Annotated in this window: 13 protein-coding genes and 3 pseudogenes; 8 read left to right on the top strand and 8 right to left on the bottom strand. The window is 40.7% G+C overall.

Translation table 11 applies throughout. The features are described from left to right. Nucleotides 1-121: 121 nt before the first annotated feature. The 4 genes and pseudogenes from HX124_RS16850 to HX124_RS16865 form a co-directional block, all read left to right on the top strand. Nucleotides 122-874: pseudogene (locus tag HX124_RS16850) on the top strand (IS3 family transposase); the annotation flags it as partial. 914 nt (nucleotides 875-1,788) lie between these two features. Next, entirely contained in the window at nucleotides 1,789-3,678 is a 1,890-nt protein-coding gene (locus tag HX124_RS16855) for a DEAD/DEAH box helicase family protein (RefSeq protein ID WP_100355859.1), read from the top strand. 865 nt (nucleotides 3,679-4,543) lie between these two features. After that, entirely contained in the window at nucleotides 4,544-5,158 is a 615-nt protein-coding gene (locus tag HX124_RS16860) for an AAA family ATPase (protein ID WP_100355858.1), read from the top strand. After that, nucleotides 5,158-5,595, top strand: coding sequence for a type II toxin-antitoxin system TacA family antitoxin (locus HX124_RS16865; protein ID WP_100355857.1), 438 nt, complete (start codon nucleotides 5,158-5,160; stop codon nucleotides 5,593-5,595). Before HX124_RS16860 ends, HX124_RS16865 begins: the two co-directional genes overlap by 1 nt. 918 nt (nucleotides 5,596-6,513) lie before the next feature. Here the strand turns inward: HX124_RS16865 and HX124_RS16870 are convergent. The 3 genes from HX124_RS16870 to HX124_RS16880 all read right to left on the bottom strand — a co-directional run bounded on the left by HX124_RS16870 (nucleotide 6,514) and on the right by HX124_RS16880 (nucleotide 7,897). Then, entirely contained in the window at nucleotides 6,514-6,771 is a 258-nt protein-coding gene (locus HX124_RS16870) for a hypothetical protein (RefSeq protein ID WP_004726728.1), read from the bottom strand. Between the two features lie 349 nt (nucleotides 6,772-7,120). Further along, the gene (locus tag HX124_RS16875) at nucleotides 7,121-7,717 is read right to left on the bottom strand and encodes a putative adenosine monophosphate-protein transferase Fic (protein ID WP_286384205.1); all 597 of its coding nucleotides are present in this window, start codon (nucleotides 7,715-7,717) and stop codon (nucleotides 7,121-7,123) included. Between the two features lie 12 nt (nucleotides 7,718-7,729). After that, nucleotides 7,730-7,897 carry a YhfG family protein gene (locus HX124_RS16880; protein ID WP_000946583.1) on the bottom strand — a complete coding sequence of 56 codons (168 nt, stop codon included), beginning with the start codon at nucleotides 7,895-7,897 and terminating at the stop codon, nucleotides 7,730-7,732. A gap of 317 nt (nucleotides 7,898-8,214) precedes the next feature. On the opposite strand from HX124_RS16880, the gene HX124_RS16885 reads away from it, so the two are divergent. Genes HX124_RS16885 through HX124_RS16895 form a run of 3 tightly spaced genes read left to right on the top strand, consistent with a single transcriptional unit; the run spans nucleotide 8,215 to nucleotide 14,195 of the window. Further along, nucleotides 8,215-8,664 (top strand): hypothetical protein, encoded by a 450-nt coding sequence (locus tag HX124_RS16885; protein ID WP_002046161.1) that lies wholly within the window; start codon nucleotides 8,215-8,217, stop codon nucleotides 8,662-8,664. Further along, a complete protein-coding gene (locus HX124_RS16890) occupies nucleotides 8,651-10,990 on the top strand; it encodes a hypothetical protein (protein ID WP_127800787.1) in 2,340 nt (779 codons plus the stop codon). Before HX124_RS16885 ends, HX124_RS16890 begins: the two co-directional genes overlap by 14 nt. Before the next feature lie 4 nt (nucleotides 10,991-10,994). Next, entirely contained in the window at nucleotides 10,995-14,195 is a 3,201-nt protein-coding gene (locus tag HX124_RS16895) for a tyrosine-type recombinase/integrase (protein ID WP_151208140.1), read from the top strand. Between the two features lie 327 nt (nucleotides 14,196-14,522). Here HX124_RS16895 and HX124_RS16900 read toward each other — a convergent pair whose 3' ends face one another. Then, nucleotides 14,523-14,753: a hypothetical protein gene (locus HX124_RS16900; RefSeq protein WP_150378268.1), complete on the bottom strand. Its 231-nt coding sequence runs from the start codon at nucleotides 14,751-14,753 to the stop codon at nucleotides 14,523-14,525. Nucleotides 14,754-14,759: 6 nt separating this feature from the next. Then, a pseudogene (locus HX124_RS16905) lies at nucleotides 14,760-16,259 on the bottom strand (Tn3 family transposase); the annotation flags it as partial. A gap of 85 nt (nucleotides 16,260-16,344) precedes the next feature. Between HX124_RS16905 and HX124_RS16910 the strand changes: the two are divergent. Next, nucleotides 16,345-17,097, top strand: a complete 753-nt coding sequence (locus HX124_RS16910; protein ID WP_000602738.1) for an IS6 family transposase — start codon at nucleotides 16,345-16,347, stop codon at nucleotides 17,095-17,097. Between the two features lie 62 nt (nucleotides 17,098-17,159). On the opposite strand, the pseudogene HX124_RS18170 reads toward HX124_RS16910, so the two are convergent. From HX124_RS18170 to aac(3)-IVa, 3 genes and pseudogenes are all read right to left on the bottom strand, one after another. Next, nucleotides 17,160-17,513, bottom strand: a pseudogene (locus HX124_RS18170) (AAC(3) family N-acetyltransferase); the annotation flags it as partial. A 5-nt stretch (nucleotides 17,514-17,518) separates the two neighbouring features. Further along, the gene (gene aph(4)-Ia, locus HX124_RS16915) at nucleotides 17,519-18,544 is read right to left on the bottom strand and encodes an aminoglycoside O-phosphotransferase APH(4)-Ia (protein WP_000742814.1); all 1,026 of its coding nucleotides are present in this window, start codon (nucleotides 18,542-18,544) and stop codon (nucleotides 17,519-17,521) included. Nucleotides 18,545-18,772: 228 nt separating this feature from the next. Further along, nucleotides 18,773-19,549, bottom strand: coding sequence for an aminoglycoside N-acetyltransferase AAC(3)-IVa (aac(3)-IVa, locus tag HX124_RS16920; protein WP_001199192.1), 777 nt, complete (start codon nucleotides 19,547-19,549; stop codon nucleotides 18,773-18,775). Between the last annotated feature and the right edge of the window lie 127 nt (nucleotides 19,550-19,676).

A 19,676-nucleotide genomic window follows, 5' to 3' on the forward strand; every position in this document is an offset into this window, starting at 1 on the left:
TGCAATCAAATTGGCTCACGGCTTTTGGTTGTTGAGCTTTTTGAGTAGGTGATTGCTTATATTTTATCGTTTGTTTTTGCTGTTTTAATAGCTGTATCAATAGCCGTATTGGAAGGGACATATTAAAAAAGGCCGCGGTGTACTTCGCAAGCCAGTCCAAATGAGGTACGCCTTTATTCAGGACAATCAGCAAATATAGCCGATCCGTTGTTTATGTTCAACTCTGGATGTTCATCACAGTGATTATTACGCATGGTTAAAAGTTAAAGCAACCAACCAGTAAAACTGCCAAGAAACGGCAACAACTCTTTGGGTAATTCTGGCTAGAATCTGGCTATCGCAAGATTCACTGTGATTTGAAAGATGTTGGTGAGAGTTACGGGATCAATCAGGTCTATCGGTTGATGAAAGCTAATTGTCTTAAATCATAGCGGGGTTATCGTAAACCTAGATCTCATGCTGGTAATACCGCTGTCGTTGCTGCAAACACTTTAGACCGACAATTTATCCAATTCATCCCAACCAACTGTGGGTGACTGAAATCACTTATATCCGTACGCATGAAGGCTGGTTATATCTTGCGGTGGTGATTGATTTATTTTCGCGTCTTGTGGTTGGCTGGTCGATGAAATCCAGAATCACCACAGACCTGCTTTTAAATGCATTATTGATGGCTTTGTGGCGAAGAAACCCAAAGAACAAAGTCCTGATTCATTCTGACCAAGGCAGTCAATACACCAGCCATGGGTGGCAGACATTTCTCAAGCATCATAATCTTGAAAGCAGTATGAGTCGGCGTGGAAACTGCCATTATAATGCTGTTACCGAGAGTTTCTTTCAGTTGTTAAAGCGAGAGAGGATCAAGATGGATATATGTGTCTAGAATTTTGGTGGCTATTCAGTCCAATAGAATAAAGACATGTTTTTAAACTGTTACCTCTATTTCTACAAAATTAATAAATGATTTTTTATGTTCCTTAGAACATGAATATAAATGAGAAAGGGTAGAGTTTTATAGATGGTTAATGAGTTCTAAGGCTCGTCAGAGCTTTAGAAGGAATGTTAATTAATTTTTATAATTCTTCTTTTAAGATAAAAATTTTTAACTAATTGATTACTATTATATTTATATCTAACTCAAGACAAGCTTTTGTCTTAGGACTATGTTTTACTATTTTAAAAGAACTCTTTGAATTTATAACTGTTGATAACTGCCTAAGCTCTTACACAATTTATTGTATAATATAAAGGGCTGTGGGAAAAAAAGTGTAAAGTATTTCTTGTAAACAATTGTTTTTATAGTAAATGTATATTTAATTTTCATTTCTAAAAAAAGTGTAAAATAATTATCTAATCAATCAAATCTTATTAGCTCGAAACTTTGCGAGCGTATAGCTAAATGCGCTAGCATTTTGATATACCGAGTAATAGTTTGAGCAAACAAACGACTGAACCAGTTTACTATAGAATGAGAGTAACAGAGTGCGTTAGTTGATCTCAAGACAAAATGCTATGTCCAAGAGAAACCCTTACACTTTTCTATCTTAGATAAGGGGGGTATGCTTAAAAAAGTGTATAGTTTGATTTTACACTTTTTTATATTGAAATATTATCAATCAAATACTTAAAAAGAGTAAACAATGGACTTGTGTGAAATAAAGTGTTGACATTGATTTATAATTTTGATACTGTTAATCACATAGGATAGAGGATTATCCCTCACTACTTCATATCCTGACAACATATAAATGACACTAAAAATTAAGACCTATTTAGGTAATCCGATAAATGAATTTACAAGATTTAGTAATAAATAATGCAGTAAAAATAGAGCAAGATGCTCAAGCAAATACAATAACAATTATAGCTAGTGATAGCTCCGAAAAACTTTCAAATCTAATTAAGGATTTTCCAGACAACTGTTATGTAAATAAACAAATTACAGGTTGTGGTGGTACAACATTAGTTATCCGTAATGCAAAAAATTATGTAGTTCTCGTTCCTTACATTAACCTACTTAAATCCAAATTAGCAGACAACCAAGGAATTGTTGATTTAATTGGCGTGTATGGTGATACCGAGAGAGAAGAAATAACAGAATATTTAAAAGACACTTCAAGTTCTAGAAAAATTGTTTGTACTTTTGACTCATTACCAAAACTCCTAACAACACCAGGCTTCAATCCAAAAGCATTTAAATTACTGATTGATGAAGCACATACACTTGTGAATTTAGGTAGTTTCAAAGCAGCTACTTGTGAATATGTACTTCAAAACTATAACAAGTTTGGTTCGTACGTTTTCTTAACAGCGACACCAACAAAACGTGAATATTTTCCTTCAGCACTCGAACATTTACCACTATGTACAATCGAGTGGGGTGATGTTAGACCGGTTAAATTTAACCTTCAAAAAATTGAACATGGCGTAGGTGTAAACAATGCTTTGTTTGGATTGTGCTATGATTATTTGATGGGAACAATTGAAGGCAATGCTCATATCTTCTATAACTCAGTGACAGAAATTGCATCTATCCTAAGTAAGTTGAAAGCCTTAGTTGATAAGGAAACAGGTAAGAATCTGTTTAATCCTGACGATATTAGAGTTGTATGTTCAAAATCAAATTCAAACCAAAAAACATTTAATAGTAAGCTTGGCTTGAAATGGGCAAAGATCAGTGACATCACTTCAGCCCCTGCAAAGATCAATCTGTATACTTCAACTGCTTTTGAAGGTGCAGACATCTTCGATGAAGAAGGACAAACCTACATCATCATTAATGGACTCCGTGATGCTACAAAAGTAGATTTCCATGTACTTGTACCTCAAATTTGTGGTCGTATTCGAAACACAAAATATAATGAACACATTAATCTATTAGTTGGAAATCTACCTGAAGCTGCAAGTTGTACAAAAGAAGAATGGATGCAGGAAGTTCAGAAACGTATCCAAGACAGCGAAGACGTTTTGAATGATATCAAAGAAGGTAAAATGTCAGATGCAGGACGTGAACAATTAAGAAAAGCTGCTGAAGATGACAAGTACACATTCAAAGATGAAAAAGGTGAACTGTATGTTTCAGACGTTGCATTGAAAGCTGAATTACAGGCATACGAAGCACTAGAAGCAACTTATGTGGTACGTGTTGTTGCAGGTGCTGAAGTTAATGAAGATGGATATTCTGCCTCATTTAGAGCTTTACTGACTGATGAAACAAAACATAAAGCATTCGCTCATAAACCTGAAGGTGTAGCTAAATTTTTATCAGGTCATAGCCAGTGCTTTTATGAAACGATGAAAGAATATTGTGAAGCAAGAGATGCAGATAATTCTAAAATTTATAAATTGGTTGATGCAAAGGATGACTATTTCAAAACTGCTTATGATGTTTTGACGCACGACACGATTAGAAAATTTGAATATAGAAAGTTACCAATTGAAAGAGCATTAAAGATTCAAGATGCACAGAAGGATAATGCAACTGAAATTCCGACTTTACTTAATTTGAAAAAGGATGAAGTTATTCTTCGTTCAGATATAAAAGTTCGTATTCAAGATGTTTATAATGAACTTAATATACCTGACAAAGCAAAAGCTACTGATATTGAAAAATGGTATAAAGTTAAAGATACTAGATTAAATACAAAGCCTGCTTTTAAAATAGTTAAAATGTTGTAATTAGAATAACTAAATACAAGTTTTTACATCATTTAATACCTCTAACAATACAGCTATTAAATGAACATCCAAGAGATTGTAGATTTAGTTCAATTAAGTCATGACATTGTTAAGATTTCCTCTATAGAAAGCATATTCATCACCTGCTGCAGTCCAATACGCTGTCAGGGTTTACCCTGGATCAGCCCTGTAATTTTCTAGGCTGAGTGCTACAGTTTCACTCTGGTGGATAAAGCTCAATGGAACTTGTCCTATTCCAATCGTCTGGCACAAAGCCAGACCACCAGGACTTTCATGCGATGGCCATGCTTATTACAGAATAGATAAGCGCAATGTGGTTTGATGTAGCCAAAGGCTCTCATCACCTATGCCATTGCAGTATCCATATCCGCATGCATGTCCATGGGCTGGAGAACGCTTGATTTCATCAATACAGATCATTTAATTATACTAGAGTAATATTTGATATTCAAAAGACTAAGCTATCTAGAGCATCTGCTGCAGTAGAATCCTAATGTGAGCAACAGTCTCTTGATTGCTGGCGGCGGTTCAGTTCTTCTTTTACTGGGGGCAAATGCAGCACTTTTAATAATGGAAACTATGGACGGTATTGAATAGCTAGAAAAAGCGGTGGTTCACCGGATGCTTACAGTTTGAAACGTACCATAAATTAATATTAAAACCAGATATATAAAAAGATATCAACCCGTATAGTTTAGTGCTTTAGAATCTGTATCACCCCCAGTTTAATGCGGCACATCACATCTATAACCTGTTACAAAATAAACAAATATTATTCTTGTAGACTTATATTAATCCTTTATACAATAGAGCTATTGTTACATCTATTTAGGTAGAAGAAGAAATGATAATTACCATTGCCAATCGTAAAGGTGGAGTAGGTAAGACAACACTGGCTACAAACCTTGCTGTAGCCTTGAGTAAGAAGGGGTCTATAGTCCTAGTTGATGCTGATGATCAACAGTCAGCTCTTAAATGGTCTAAGCGTAGAACTCAAAATCCTGTTTATACTGAATACCATACTGGTGATTTAAAGAAGATCCTTTTAGATCTTCAAAAGAAATATGACTATGTTTTATTAGACGTAGCTGGGCGTGACAGTGAAGAATTTAGATCTGCTCTTCAAGTCAGTGATAAGTTAATTGTTCCAACACAACCAAGCCAAGCCGATGTTGAAGTCCTTCCATTTGTATTGAAATTATTTAATACCTATCACAAGGTCAATGAAAAGCTTCAACCATATCTGGTTGTTAATAAAGCTCCATCAAATACAAGATCTACTGAAGTTGCAGATTCAATCGAACTGCTAGGAACACTTCCTAAATTCAAGTTATTAAACACCATTATCCGTGATCGTAAACAATTCCGTGATGCAACGATTCAAGGCTTGTCTGTAATGGAAATGGGTAGCTCTAAGGCTAGAGATGAATTTAATGATTTCTTGGTGGAGATCCTATAATGGTTAAAAATAAGAGTAAACCATCTTTAGGTTTTGGTGATGATCTTGAGGAAATTTTAGAGAATCCTGAAGCGACTGTAGATGATGCTAATGGTCAAGAAGTCGAATACACACGTAATTTAATGTACAAGATTATTCTCACTCCACACACCCAAGATGTGAAGAAACGCTTTCGTAAAGAGCACGGACGTTTAGCATCTGTACCTTTGTATTATGAGGAAGAGAAAGTTCTAAAAGAAGCAGCCGGATTCGTTGGTGAGTCTTTGAATGATTTTATTCGTGATGTAATTCTGAAAGAAGCAAAACGTGTTTTAGGTGCTGAAAAATATAACTTAACACTGGGTAAACCATTTAACCAAACTAAGGTTAAATTGAGTGAAGAGGAGCATCAAAAATTGAGTGAACAGCGCAAGGCTGAACGTAAGAAAAATAAATAATAAAAGTCCATCTCCTAACTTTATCTAACAATATATTAATTCATATAATATTTTCTAATTTCTTTGGTGTGTTCTGCCACTGAAAATTATTTGATTAGTGTACAAAATAGCTAACACAAACTAGCTGTAGTTTCGTAATAACACTAAATATAAAAAAAATGGAAGAATAATTTACTAAGTTATTGTTTTTAAGTTGATCCTTGTTTTATATGGGGGTGATAATAACTTCTGATTACTAGTTTTTACCTTAAATATACCGATTGAAAGATTCATTTAAAGGCTATGAATACATGAGTTTTACAGTTTGGCTAGGTCAGCATGAGTACTTTTCACAAGATTTAAGATCGACCATGAACGTGATTAAGTTATAGGGGATTGATGAAATAGTTTTTATGAATTTCTGGCTTTCTGGGCTGATTTTATCAAATTCATGTCTATGCAAAATTGCGACATATAACACTAAATATAAAAAAATTGGAAGAATAATTTATTAAATTATTGTTTTTATGTGGTTATTGGTGATGTTATGAATAATAATAACTTTTTTCTTGATGAATTTTACCTAAAAAAATTGATCAGATAATTTTCTTTAAATGTCATGCATACATAAATTTGACAGTTTGAAGGGATCGGTATGTGCATTTTTCACAAGGTTAAAGATCGACCATAAATGTGATAAACGGCAGAGGATCATTGAAAAATGAATGGATTTAAACACTACATGTATGCACGAAAAAAAGTATCGCTGCGGTTCTGCTGACAGGCTGTATTGAGCATTGAATGCAAATGATGTAGTAATTGTCTACAGGCTATAGGACCAGCATGAAGAAGAATGAAATGTAGTTGCCAATTTATAACCTTGGTTGAAAAGCATAGCATTGTTATTCGGAGAAGTGAGGTAAGCCATCCTTCTCTTATTCATTTAAAATGATTCTTACTCAACTGATCTCGACTCATGGGCTGGTTCCAATTAGACGGATAATAACTTCCATCCCCTATCTTTTTCTTACCACATTTCTTGCATTTAATCCCTTCTTTGGAGATTTGATTCAGCATCACTGTTGTCGGTTGAATCAAATCAATGACATAGTTCGTTGGTTCAGGAAAAGCAGAAGAGGCTGCTTTATTGCAAAAGAGAACATTCGGATCAAATGGATTGGATTGCACAAAAGCCATGATACAGCCACAGAGTAATTCACCTGCATGTAATCTGTAACATCCATTCAGGTCATCAGACGAAGATTAATCTGAAATTTAAGCACTAAACACCATAAATCTATGTATGGGCAGACTTTTTTGAGACATATGTTGATAAACATGCGGCAAGTTACATTGCTTAAAAGTCTATCTAAGTTAACGATCTATTCAATTCTGGATAAGTAATCTGAATATTACGATCCTAAATTACCCGAAGAGTATTAAGATTTCTAAGAATCGTGATTGTTGGTTTATTTGGGAAATTAATCAGTGGATTGAAGCAAAGATGATGGCTCATTAAGGATTGTGGGCTTCGACTACTTAAATTTTAGGTATTTTGAATAAAGCATATTTCAAAAATCTGAATTAATGGATTTAAATTACCATAAAAACCTTCAATATTTGCTTGAATCCATTGTTGTTGAGAGTCAATGCGAGACCAATCAAGACCATAACCACAATGAGCAATCAGATGCTCAAAGAAAATCCGTTGTGTACGTCCATTACCTTCACGGAATGGGTGTATGACATTAAGCTCACAATACAAGTCGGCAAGTTGAGGGATTAGTTTTTGTGGTGCTAAGCCTTGAAAGTATTTTTTTTCTTGAAGTGGCCTAAGTAATTTATTGGTTTCAATTTCAATACGGGAAAAATTACAAAAACGGGTATCACCTTTGGAAATATCGATTTGTCTTAATTTTCCTGCCCAGTCGTATAAGTCGCCAAAAAGCTGTACATGAATTGATTTTAAGTATTTTAAGTCGTAGGGTGGTTCAGCATATTCAATGAGACTACTTGCTAATCCAGACAGTTCCAGTTCAGCTTGTTCTAAAATTTGTTCATCACGAATATTGAGTTTGTTCTTTAGGATATTTGTGCCAGGGTAACAATACAGGCTGTCACCCATTTCCCCATATTTATCCATACATGCACCTGACTAAGATTCGGGTTGCGAATACTTCTTATATTTTTGCAAGATTTCAGCTTTACTTTGTTGAGTTGTTTGAGCTGTCGTTGTAATGCCTTCAAGCTTTAGGCTGGCTTGATAGTTTTGCGAACGTGTCGCTTGAATATATTTTCTTTTCTGTTCAGTGGTTCTGAGCATTTCGAAACTCCATTGATGCTACACGTGAAGTAAGTATAGCAGAGAATCTTTTTGATCAATGCTGCATACACAGCATTTCTAAAATGTAATACAACGGTATTGTTTCATGTAATAACAGAAAACTAAAAAAAAGTGGAAGAATTCTTAAAATTTAGACCGTCATAGATAAGCAAACCGTATGTATTTGTTGAGAATTGTAATTTTGAGAAAATTTAGTTGATAAATTAAATGAAGTTTCATATACAAAGATATGCTCATTTTTTAAATCGATAAAAATGTTAAGATTTGACTATTTGGTAAAAAATATAGAAATTTTTATGGGGCAATTTATCATGCCCTTTTGCTTTGACCGAAAAAATGTTCAACTTGAGATAGTAAAAATTAACTCAGAACTACTGAAAATCAAAAAGATTAAACAGAGTCAGAAAGTAGTAGTACAAGCAAAGTTCAAAATAATCTATGTGAAAATTTGGCAAAAAATCTTGCTATTGATGCAAACGGAGCCAGGCTTACGTGTGCATTCTAATTATGTTGCAATCTTACAGTTGATACATAATCTTGATGATTTTATCGAAAAATCACAACAACACTTGTGCTTTGAAAGAAAAGCTCAGAAAGAACTGGATGCTAAATTTTTTGCAAGATTTTTTAAGCTAACAAAGAATTCAATAAAGGATCAACTTTTACCAAATCGTTCTGATCACAATGAATTTAAACAATGCAACGTGATAAAAATATTAAGCGAAAATGAATATGCCAAACATTGAAACACAAGAGCAATTCTTAGATTTAGCAGAAAAATATCAACAAGATTATTGTCTATTACGTGATGATATTGTAAATACACAATTTGTCGATCTATCAGATGATTTGTATAAAGATGTCTACGCTCTATACAAATTAGCACAACAAATTTATAGCTATATATCAGGCTCCAGACAGATCGGTAAGTATTCTTTTTTAGCTGCTGTGAGTTTTTTTGCATGTCCAGATTCTAGTAATACACAAGAGCTGTCATCGCAACGTTATTTGATTCTACAAGCGAGTTTTTTAACATATCGGCAGTATCAAGAATTTGCAAAAATTGATAAAGCTGAGAATAAGCAAAAACATGTTTGTGACCTATTACGCTATGTCTCACGATATGTGCTGGATTCTAATCATGCTGAATTATTTCATGAATGTAGTAAGCTGCTAAATTGTTATGTCACGTACGAACGTAATTTGAAAAAAGAGGATCGTAATCAACTTTTTAATATTAAAGATTTCGAACAAGTACAAGTCATAGAGTATTTATCGGCTCTATTAATAATTTTTAAAAGACTAGATGATCGTCGTGTAGTTCATCGTCAGCGTAAGTCAAAAAAAAGCAAAGTTTTGCAATGGCCGACGAAAAATGAACTCAAAAAATTTCGTGAAATTAAAACGGGTAAGCAAGTAGATATTGGACATAACGCAAAGATTAGTATTTATGATGCCGCTCTTCACAAAGATGAAGAGGGTGAAGTTGATCTATTAGATCCTGAAATGGAGTTTTATTCAGAAGATGAAAAGTCTAAAAATTTAAATTATATACTCAGCGATAATGCGACGCATCTAATGCGGCATCGCCAGCGCCGTCATGCTCCTTTTGTTACAAATCCACATTATTTGGCGCCAGATATACTGAAGCAAATTGTTTATGTGTTGAGAACCGAGTTATCCGGGCACTGGAGGGATGCTGCAATCGCTGCAGCATGTTTATTGTCACTTTTGACGGGATTATCACCCGTCGCACTGATGGATTTTAACGAGCTTATTCAAGATGGAATTTTGATCCAGAATGGTTCAAGTAGACGTCGCGAATATTTACTCAAATTAAATCTTAAAATTACAGAGCAGAAGATTAAGAGCTTAAATCATGTGCGGTGGAATGAAGTGATGACACATCAACTACATTTACCTTCTGCTTGGTTTGACTATATAGAACAAGCATCGAATCCACTAATTTCATCAACACACATTAATACGAAACTTAAGAATTGGCTTGATAATCGGTTTGTAGGTTCGATCACTGTAGAAAAACTGCAGGCTCAATTATATTTTCATATATATTATGAAACATATAATGAATATCTTGCTCATGTAATTGCTGGGCGGGATAGTCAGCATCACATGCCTGGTATCTATTATGGCGGGCTACCGAAAACTCAACTCAGTAGCACATATCTAGCCTTTTTAGAAAAAGCACTTACACCACATTCCACACATTTTACTGAAGACACGGCTGAACTAAAAATATTGCAACAACAATTCAAAGTGCAATCTGCATTATCTATAGGAAGGATAGGGAGCCAACTGGCACTTGAACCCAATTTTGTGAAAGAGCAATTCCATATTTTACATAGACATTGTCACGAAAACATCCAAGAAGATAAGCACATTATTAATCAACTTAATGCATATGCGTGTTGGATGTGGCATATCAGTTTGTTGAGTTTGGCAAGTCGGCCTAAAAAAAACCTGTTGGGGAATTTGGATGATTATTGTGTTGAGCTCAAGCTTTTATATGTGAATGATAAAAAAAATAGTAAAGCAAGAAAAGATGGTCGTTTTATCCCTTTATCTGATTTTTTCATAAAAACACTGCAAAATTACACTGCCTTTTTAGAACAAATTATTGAAGCGTACGGTTCATTTTTTAGACAAGTCTTTGCAAAGAAGAAGATAACTGTAAATGATCTTTTTGGTAAGGTCATTTTTAGTAAAGATATCTTGCCGATAACTGTCAAAGAATGGCAGAGCAGGAAAATTAAGTTAATCCCTTTATCGAGAAAATGGGTGAATTCATATATGCAAGGAGTCTTTCCAAAGAATATGTATTCGAATTGGTTACGTCATTTTGACATGAACTTTTTGATGCATGAGCAGCAAGAGGGTAAACCAGCATTAGCTTTTCACTTAATTCAGGCCCTGTATGGTCATGACCAACGTGACCGAGAGGCTTTTCATCCGCATTCTTCACTTATCCCGAATGTCTATGTACAGCAAGCCCGCCAGCAATTGCAAGATAATGTCAAATCTTTATCGATTAAACACTTAGAGCGAAAATAGTTGTATGCAAAAAATCAAAGAACTAATAAAACCACAACTAGATGATCTATTTGTTGATATTCATAAAATGGTGAAAAAGTCGCTAGATAGACAGCCTTCTCCACCTGAAGTATTGACGAAAGAAATGCAGCAAAAACTTGATCAGCTGATCGCTGAAAAATGGCATGACATTAAAGATAGTGTTGATTGTTTGAGTCAAAAGTTGAGCCGAGACGAACAATCAAAACTGATGCAATTTACTGAAGATGAATTTAATAAAAGAAGGAAGCAATTCAACCAGAATGTAGATAAAAAATCATACAGAATTAAGCTAAATCCACATACTAAACGGATCGTACTGCCTAGAAAAATTGAGAGTACAGAGTCACGGTTAGAACAGGGGCATCTACATATCCATGTACTTAAGGAATTAAGGCAGTATTGGCAAGATTCATTTGAATATTGGAATGAACCAAAGTACTTATGGGGAAATTTATGCTTAAGTTTTATATATATTTCAGGCTGTGCAGATGAACAGCATTTGATTGCTATTCAGAAGCAATTGCAGGAGGCCATTGAGCTTGGTACAGATCTGAATTGTTTTCGGTTATACCATTCGGACTACAAAAAAATCACTAATCCATTGTTACTACATTATCGTGTTGAAAACTCTCAATATGGCAACGATGTAGAACAGGGAAAGTTGTACCAATGGAAACATGTTTTTTTTAACCCATATGCGCAGTTCATTTTGCAATATTTAAAAAAGTTGAAAGCTACTCAGAAAGAATTTTGTCTGCAACATTCAGTTGAAGATTGTATTTTAGAAAGCTTGAGTAAGATAGGCAGGAAAAAAAGTCTTGGGGATCTGCAATATCAAATTAAACGCCGTGGATTTCGTGCATTTAATGATGTGCAAATGGTACTCGAATTTAATCCAAACCTCAGCATAGATATATTTTTGAGTAATGTGCTTCAGCAAGAGATTAATACTGTTGCTTTAAGGCCATCCGAATTTAGATTGCTGTGGAATAATGATTACAATCAAGTCACAGAAGCAGATAATCGCCCTATTCATTTTGAACAAGAGCAGTTACTTCCTGAAGTTCCGACTGTTCAAAGCAAATTACAAACGATTCCGTATGAGTTGATGTTGTTTGGTCAAAAGAAACGTAAAGGTCAAAAAGTTGAGCGTTTAGATAAAAAGAGGAATAAAGAAGAACGCACGCTACGTTTTTGGCAAGAAACTAGAAGGGTGTTAGAGGAGAAGATAGTTGATGCTAATACGGAGGAAAAGTCTTTAATTGATGCTCAACTACGCTTAATTCACTGGTTAATGCATTTAAAAAAACGAGGGCTTCAATTATCAACTATTGAAAGCTACTTAGGATCGTTTGGCAAAGAATTTATATTTGAGATTTGGCTCAATAAATTAGATTTAAAGCAACAATCCATAGATGACTATGAGGATTTATATCGGCAGCTATTGAAATACAGCAGTGAACGTGATGAAAAAGCAGTTCAACGAGATTCGGTGAAAGGAAAAACCTCTCGTAAGATGCACCAAAGCGCAGAATACCGTTTTGGTCGCCTAAAAGATTTTCATCAATTCTGTATAGAGAATTATGATGCTCCAGGGGTATTGGTGTTACAGAATTCAAGTTTTAAGCATTTACAAATTTGCAATGCACGGCTAGTGAGTCCTTTGCTATTTGGCAAATTATTGGAAAAACTAGAAAATTTAAGTCAAGAGCCAACGGCATCAGAGTGGGTCGATCATCTGAGTTGTTTAAAGCTGATGTATTTACTAAGTTATAGAACTGGACTTCGATTAAATGAAGTTCGTTGTCTTAAAATACAAGATATTATTTGCCCAGAGCTACTTTATAAAGAAAAAGAAAATACAGTTTTTAATAATATCACGCTTCATATCCAAGACAATTCATATCGCCGTCTGAAAACGCGAAGTGCGAATCGTCAAATACCATTGAAAATTGCATTGTCAGAACATGAGTTTTTAGTAGTACAACGTTACATACAACATCGTTATGAGCAATATTTGGTTAATCAGCAGGATGATCTACTTTTTAGTGTGAATCATCGTGTATTAACTGATCAATGTATCAGCAAAATTACAGTAGATTTGTTTAGTCAAATATTAGGTATGCATCATGGCTTTAGTTTTCATACATTACGCCACAGTGCTGCTAACTATCTAGCAATAACTTTGCTCGGTTCAAAAGAAATGATCAAGACCTACACAGATTGTCCTTGGGTAAAAGCAAAAAAGATGAGGGATTTATTGTTTGGTATGAAAGCACGTGCTCAAGAAGAGATTATTCAACATAAATGGCAGGTGCTCGCCTCTTGGATGGGGCATAGCAGTATTGAGCAAACGGCTTCAAATTACCTTCATGTTTTGGATTTATTAGCAGTCGATCGAATTTATAATTCGCCGTGTATCATTTCAAAAAAAGTATTAGAACAGTGTTTTAGTCCAGTGAAGTCAAGTACAGACTACATAAACCTAAATCGTTATACTCAGCAGCAGAAATGGTTTAATTCTTATCAGCAAACACAGCCAGTTACGATGGCTGGCCGACAAGAAAAGAAGTTTAGTATAGAGAAGAGTACTCTGACACCTTTTCAACGTTTGATAAGTTTTAGAGAAGGTCGTTTAAGCGAAGATACCCAAGCTCAAGAATGGATGCAACGATGTCAATGGATGAGCACTAAATGGATGGATCGCCAAAAATTTAATTTAAAAACGAATTATGTTTATAGTAAGAATTTAGAAGAGAGTTGGTTTGATGAACTTTACGAAAAGGCTAAAAAACTGACTCGTCCAGATGAAATAATTCCTCTCCTTGATTTTCATTATAAAGATGATAGGCAGCAAGATGCACTGAAAGAAAAGAACATGGTTAAGGCGCTTAAAATATTATTATTATTTGGAAAACTGCGTAAGAATTTTCTACATTTTCAATGCCGAATGAAAGGTGATGAGCAACAAATTGTTAATTTTATTACTGGTATAGAGCCAATGTTAGGAGATCATCTGTATTTAGAAAAACAAAACTACCCAGTTAATTTGGATGCTCCTGAGCGAACCGTTAAATTTAGTTTTCAAAGAGTTGTCGGCTCTAACAAAAAAAATGTTACTCCGCTGGTTATATTTAATTTAATGTTAAAAATGATGCAAAAAGATGAACTCTGGATCAAATAGCCTAAGCAAACTGAAAAGGGGGAATTGTTTAAAAATCTCTCTGGTTATAAGTAAACTGTCTTTATGAAAAGCATCATACTAACTTTGATTCATAATAAAGGGAATTTAAAAGCTTTAGCATCACAATTTGGTCACTGGATTTTAGACAATAGTGTAAAGATTAGCACTTTGGTAAATCGATGAGCTAAAGTGTTGTAGTCCAAACTCGATCTGACAATTACCCATTTTTTAGTGTGCCCGTCAGGTTAAATTTGAACTGAATTTTTCTCAGCCCAAATTCATTTCCAATCAAGTTATGTTTCAAGTGGCGTGCGAACACTGCACAATTTAATTCACGGTGCCTAAGACAGGTATCAACTTCGGACCAGCCATTCTAGCTTTGCTAATGATTTCCACCAGCTCATCATAAGTCAGTTCAAACTTATCCTCACTATCAAATACATAGACCATATTCTTGCCTTCATGTTCAGGTGGAGTAGGTGGTACAAATCGTTTCGGGATAAGAATTTGTGCGAGTTGTTCGTCAGTTAAGGGGTCGTTTGCGGGAGGGGGCGGAATCCTACGCTAAGGCTTTGGCCAGCGATATTCTCCGGTGAGATTGATGTGTTCCCATCCGAGCGGCGAAACATGGGCCAAGAGATCGGGCGATAGCAGCTTTCCATCGCGTTTCTGGTTTGCAACGACCTCGCCGAGCTTCATGGTGTTCCAGAAGATGATGATGGCGGCGAGCAGATTCATGCCGGCGATGCGGTAATGCTGGCCTTCGGCGGAACGGTCGCGGATTTCACCGCGGCGGTGGAAGCTGATTGCCCGCTTCAGCGCATGATGAGCTTCGCCTTTGTTGAGCCGGATCTGGGCACGCCGTTGGAGTTCGGCATCCAGAATCCAGTCGATCATGAACAGGGTGCGCTCGACGCGACCGACTTCCCGCAGGGCTGTCGCGAGCTCGTTCTGCCGCGGATAGGAGGCGAGTTTCCGCAGAATCTGGCTTGGCGCGACGGTCCCGGCAGCAATGGTGGCGGCGATGCGCAGGATGTCGGGCCAATTGCGCTCGATCATGGCTTGGTTGACCTTTCCGCCGATCAACGCTCGCAGGTGCGCCGGGGCGGCCGACGGATTGAACGCGTAGAGCCGTTTGGATGGCAGGTCGCGGATGCGCGGAGCGAACCGGTAGCCGAGAATGGCACATGCGGCAAAGACGTGATCGGTGAAGCCGCCCGTGTCGGTGAACTGCTCGCGGATATGGCGTCCAGCATCGTTCATCAGCAGGCCATCGAGGATGTAAGGCGCTTCGCTTGCCGTTGCAGGAATCACCTGGGTTGCGAACGGCGCATATTGGTCGGAGACGTGGCTATAGGCTTTCAGGCCCGGGGTATTGCCATATTTCGCGTTGACCAGGTTCATGGCCTCACCTTGCTCTGTAGCGACGAAGAACTGTCCGTCGCTCGAAGCCGACGTGCCCATGCCCCAGAACCGGGCCATGGGTAACGCTGCCTGTGCCTCGACCACCATGGCCAGCGCCCGGTCATAGGCTTCGCCCTCGACATGCCACCGTCCAATGCGGATCAATTCCCAGAAGGTGTGGGTGTTTGTCGCATCCGCCATTTTGCGCAAGCCGAGGTTGATCCCTTCCGCCAAGATAACGTTCATTAGCCCGATCCGGTCAGCGCAGGGTGCTCCTGTGCGCAGATGGGTGAACGCTTCGGTGAAGCCGGTCGCCGCATCCACCTCCAGCAGGAGATCGGTGATGCGCGTGGGCGGGATCTGCTTGTAGAGATCGAGCACCAGATCTTCGGCGCCTGTCGGCGCGGCGGCTTCGAGTTTCTCGATATGCAGAACGCCGTTTTCAATCGACCCGCCCGGGATCGTGCCTGCGCGAGCGGCACGGCCAAGCTCGCGCAACCGCATGTCGAGGCGAGCTTGCCGGTCTGCCAGCCATTCCTCCGGCCGCAATGGCACAGCGAGACGACCGCCTTCCGCGATGGATTGTGCCGGAACGAGTGCGTGTTTCAGATCGCCATAGCGCCGGGACCTAGTAAGCCAGACATCTCCGGAGCGGAACGCATGGCCTTGTCGCAAATTCTTCAGGTTAACTCGATGTTGACCATGGGGAGAGAAGTTGCCGCTCCTGATATTGCGGAGCGAGCCGATGATTTTGAATACCATTGCCGAAAAGCTGAAGCGCCAGTCGAAGGATGATTTCAAGGGCAGGCATTTCGAGGCCTGGCTGATTGTACAGGCGGTTGCCTGGTACTTGCGCTACCCGCTCAGCTATCGTGACTTGGAAGAGATGTTTCGCGAGCGGGGCTTCGAGGTCGATCATAGCACGATCAACCGCTGGGTATTGGCTTATGCACCTGTCATCGAGAAACGGCTGCGGCAGTTTCGTCGACCCCATTGCGGCTCGGTCCGGATTGATGAGACCTATGTCAAGATCCGCGGCAAATGGCGCTATCTGTACCGAGCCATCGATAAGCATGGCAATCCGGTGGATTTCCTGCTGACCGCTAAGCGCGATCTCGACGCTGCCAAGCGGTTCTTCCGAAAGATGCTTAAAGATGAACCCTTGTTGTCGCCGAACAGGATTGGGACGGACGGGGCCAACACCTTCCCGTCAACGATCAAAACGTCGGTTGATGATGGGCTTCTCCATCCCGATCCCGTGCATTATGTGACCAAACATCTCCAGCAGGGGATTGAGAGCGACCATTTCCGGGTGAAGAAGAACATGCCGAAGATCGGCGGTTTCCAATCCTTTAACACGGCGCGGCGAACCATCGCGGGTTTCGAGGCGATGCTGTGGCTGCGGAAGGGCTTTGGCTTTTCAGGCGGCTGGACCGTCAATGACCAGAATGATTTGCTTGCGCGCCTCTTCGGACTGCAAAAGGTTAACAAAGCATGAAAATACCGGCCTTGGCTGGGTGATAGCTGCCTCCAAAAGTGTTTGCGACACGCCCGGAACAATTCAGCCACTGCACCCATGTTCCGAGTTGGTGTGGTTTGCGGATCGTATGCCGGCATCTCGTTGCGCAAGATCTGCACCCAATCGGCAGGCACGGGCGGCGATCTCCAATCTGCGGGATCAGTCAGATCACCCGAGTGCGTGGGCATGACAATCGTGCCCTGGGGACCAACACAATCCAGAAGGGCCTGAATCACTGCGACCGGCCCTCCCGCGACCCAGCCGAGCGAGCTTAGCGAACTGTGGACGAGAACTGTGCCACCAAGCGTAAGGCCGTTCTCTCGCATTTGCCTTGCTAGGCTCGCGCGAGTTGCTGGCTGAGGCGTTCTCGAAATCAGCTCTTGTTCGGTCGGCATCTACTCTATTCCTTTGCCCTCGGACGAGTGCTGGGGCGTCGGTTTCCACTATCGGCGAGTACTTCTACACAGCCATCGGTCCAGACGGCCGCGCTTCTGCGGGCGATTTGTGTACGCCCGACAGTCCCGGCTCCGGATCGGACGATTGCGTCGCATCGACCCTGCGCCCAAGCTGCATCATCGAAATTGCCGTCAACCAAGCTCTGATAGAGTTGGTCAAGACCAATGCGGAGCATATACGCCCGGAGCCGCGGCGATCCTGCAAGCTCCGGATGCCTCCGCTCGAAGTAGCGCGTCTGCTGCTCCATACAAGCCAACCACGGCCTCCAGAAGAAGATGTTGGCGACCTCGTATTGGGAATCCCCGAACATCGCCTCGCTCCAGTCAATGACCGCTGTTATGCGGCCATTGTCCGTCAGGACATTGTTGGAGCCGAAATCCGCGTGCACGAGGTGCCGGACTTCGGGGCAGTCCTCGGCCCAAAGCATCAGCTCATCGAGAGCCTGCGCGACGGACGCACTGACGGTGTCGTCCATCACAGTTTGCCAGTGATACACATGGGGATCAGCAATCGCGCATATGAAATCACGCCATGTAGTGTATTGACCGATTCCTTGCGGTCCGAATGGGCCGAACCCGCTCGTCTGGCTAAGATCGGCCGCAGCGATCGCATCCATGGCCTCCGCGACCGGCTGCAGAACAGCGGGCAGTTCGGTTTCAGGCAGGTCTTGCAACGTGACACCCTGTGCACGGCGGGAGATGCAATAGGTCAGGCTCTCGCTGAATTCCCCAATGTCAAGCACTTCCGGAATCGGGAGCGCGGCCGATGCAAAGTGCCGATAAACATAACGATCTTTGTAGAAACCATCGGCGCAGCTATTTACCCGCAGGACATATCCACGCCCTCCTACATCGAAGCTGAAAGCACGAGATTCTTCGCCCTCCGAGAGCTGCATCAGGTCGGAGACGCTGTCGAACTTTTCGATCAGAAACTTCTCGACAGACGTCGCGGTGAGTTCAGGCTTTTTCATATCTCATTGCCCCCGGACGAGCGTCTGCTCCGCCATTCGCCGTCCGCCGTGCCAATCGGATCAGCCGTCCAAATGCGGGATTTTCGTTAGTCGGAGGCCAAACGGCATTGAGCGTCAGCATATCATCAGCGAGCTGAAGAAAGACAATCCCCGATCCGCTCCACGTGTTGCCCCAGCAATCAGCGCGACCTTGCCCCTCCAACGTCATCTCGTTCTCCGCTCATGAGCTCAGCCAATCGACTGGCGAGCGGCATCGCATTCTTCGCATCCCGCCTCTGGCGGATGCAGGAAGATCAACGGATCTCGGCCCAGTTGACCCAGGGCTGTCGCCACAATGTCGCGGGAGCGGATCAACCGAGCAAAGGCATGACCGACTGGACCTTCCTTCTGAAGGCTCTTCTCCTTGAGCCACCTGTCCGCCAAGGCAAAGCGCTCACAGCAGTGGTCATTCTCGAGATAATCGACGCGTACCAACTTGCCATCCTGAAGAATGGTGCAGTGTCTCGGCACCCCATAGGGAACCTTTGCCATCAACTCGGCAAGATGCAGCGTCGTGTTGGCATCGTGTCCCACGCCGAGGAGAAGTACCTGCCCATCGAGTTCATGGACACGGGCGACCGGGCTTGCAGGCGAGTGAGGTGGCAGGGGCAATGGATCAGAGATGATCTGCTCTGCCTGTGGCCCCGCTGCCGCAAAGGCAAATGGATGGGCGCTGCGCTTTACATTTGGCAGGCGCCAGAATGTGTCAGAGACAACTCCAAGGTCCGGTGTAACGGGCGACGTGGCAGGATCGAACGGCTCGTCGTCCAGACCTGACCACGAGGGCATGACGAGCGTCCCTCCCGGACCCAGCGCAGCACGCAGGGCCTCGATCAGTCCAAGTGGCCCATCTTCGAGGGGCCGGACGCTACGGAAGGAGCTGTGGACCAGCAGCACACCGCCGGGGGTAACCCCAAGGTTGAGAAGCTGACCGATGAGCTCGGCTTTTCGCCATTCGTATTGCACGACATTGCACTCCACCGCTGATGACATCAGTCGATCATAGCACGATCAACGGCACTGTTGCAAATAGTCGGTGGTGATAAACTTATCATCCCCTTTTGCTGATGGAGCTGCACATGAACCCATTCAA

This window comes from Acinetobacter sp. 226-1 (genome assembly GCF_030329325.1).
Classification (GTDB): domain Bacteria; phylum Pseudomonadota; class Gammaproteobacteria; order Pseudomonadales; family Moraxellaceae; genus Acinetobacter; species Acinetobacter sichuanensis.

Excerpts from the sequence above, each read along its gene's own strand:
- HX124_RS16855 (WP_100355859.1), top strand. The coding sequence starts at position 1,789 with ATGAATTTACAAGATTTAGTAATAAATAATGCAGTAAAAATAGAGCAA.
- HX124_RS16860 (WP_100355858.1), top strand. The coding sequence starts at position 4,544 with ATGATAATTACCATTGCCAATCGTAAAGGTGGAGTAGGTAAGACAACA.
- HX124_RS16865 (WP_100355857.1), top strand. The coding sequence starts at position 5,158 with ATGGTTAAAAATAAGAGTAAACCATCTTTAGGTTTTGGTGATGATCTT.
- HX124_RS16870 (WP_004726728.1), bottom strand. The coding sequence starts at position 6,771 with ATGGCTTTTGTGCAATCCAATCCATTTGATCCGAATGTTCTCTTTTGC.
- HX124_RS16875 (WP_286384205.1), bottom strand. The coding sequence starts at position 7,717 with ATGGATAAATATGGGGAAATGGGTGACAGCCTGTATTGTTACCCTGGC.
- HX124_RS16880 (WP_000946583.1), bottom strand. The coding sequence starts at position 7,897 with ATGCTCAGAACCACTGAACAGAAAAGAAAATATATTCAAGCGACACGT.
- HX124_RS16885 (WP_002046161.1), top strand. The coding sequence starts at position 8,215 with ATGGGGCAATTTATCATGCCCTTTTGCTTTGACCGAAAAAATGTTCAA.
- HX124_RS16890 (WP_127800787.1), top strand. The coding sequence starts at position 8,651 with ATGCCAAACATTGAAACACAAGAGCAATTCTTAGATTTAGCAGAAAAA.
- HX124_RS16895 (WP_151208140.1), top strand. The coding sequence starts at position 10,995 with ATGCAAAAAATCAAAGAACTAATAAAACCACAACTAGATGATCTATTT.
- HX124_RS16910 (WP_000602738.1), top strand. The coding sequence starts at position 16,345 with ATGATTTTGAATACCATTGCCGAAAAGCTGAAGCGCCAGTCGAAGGAT.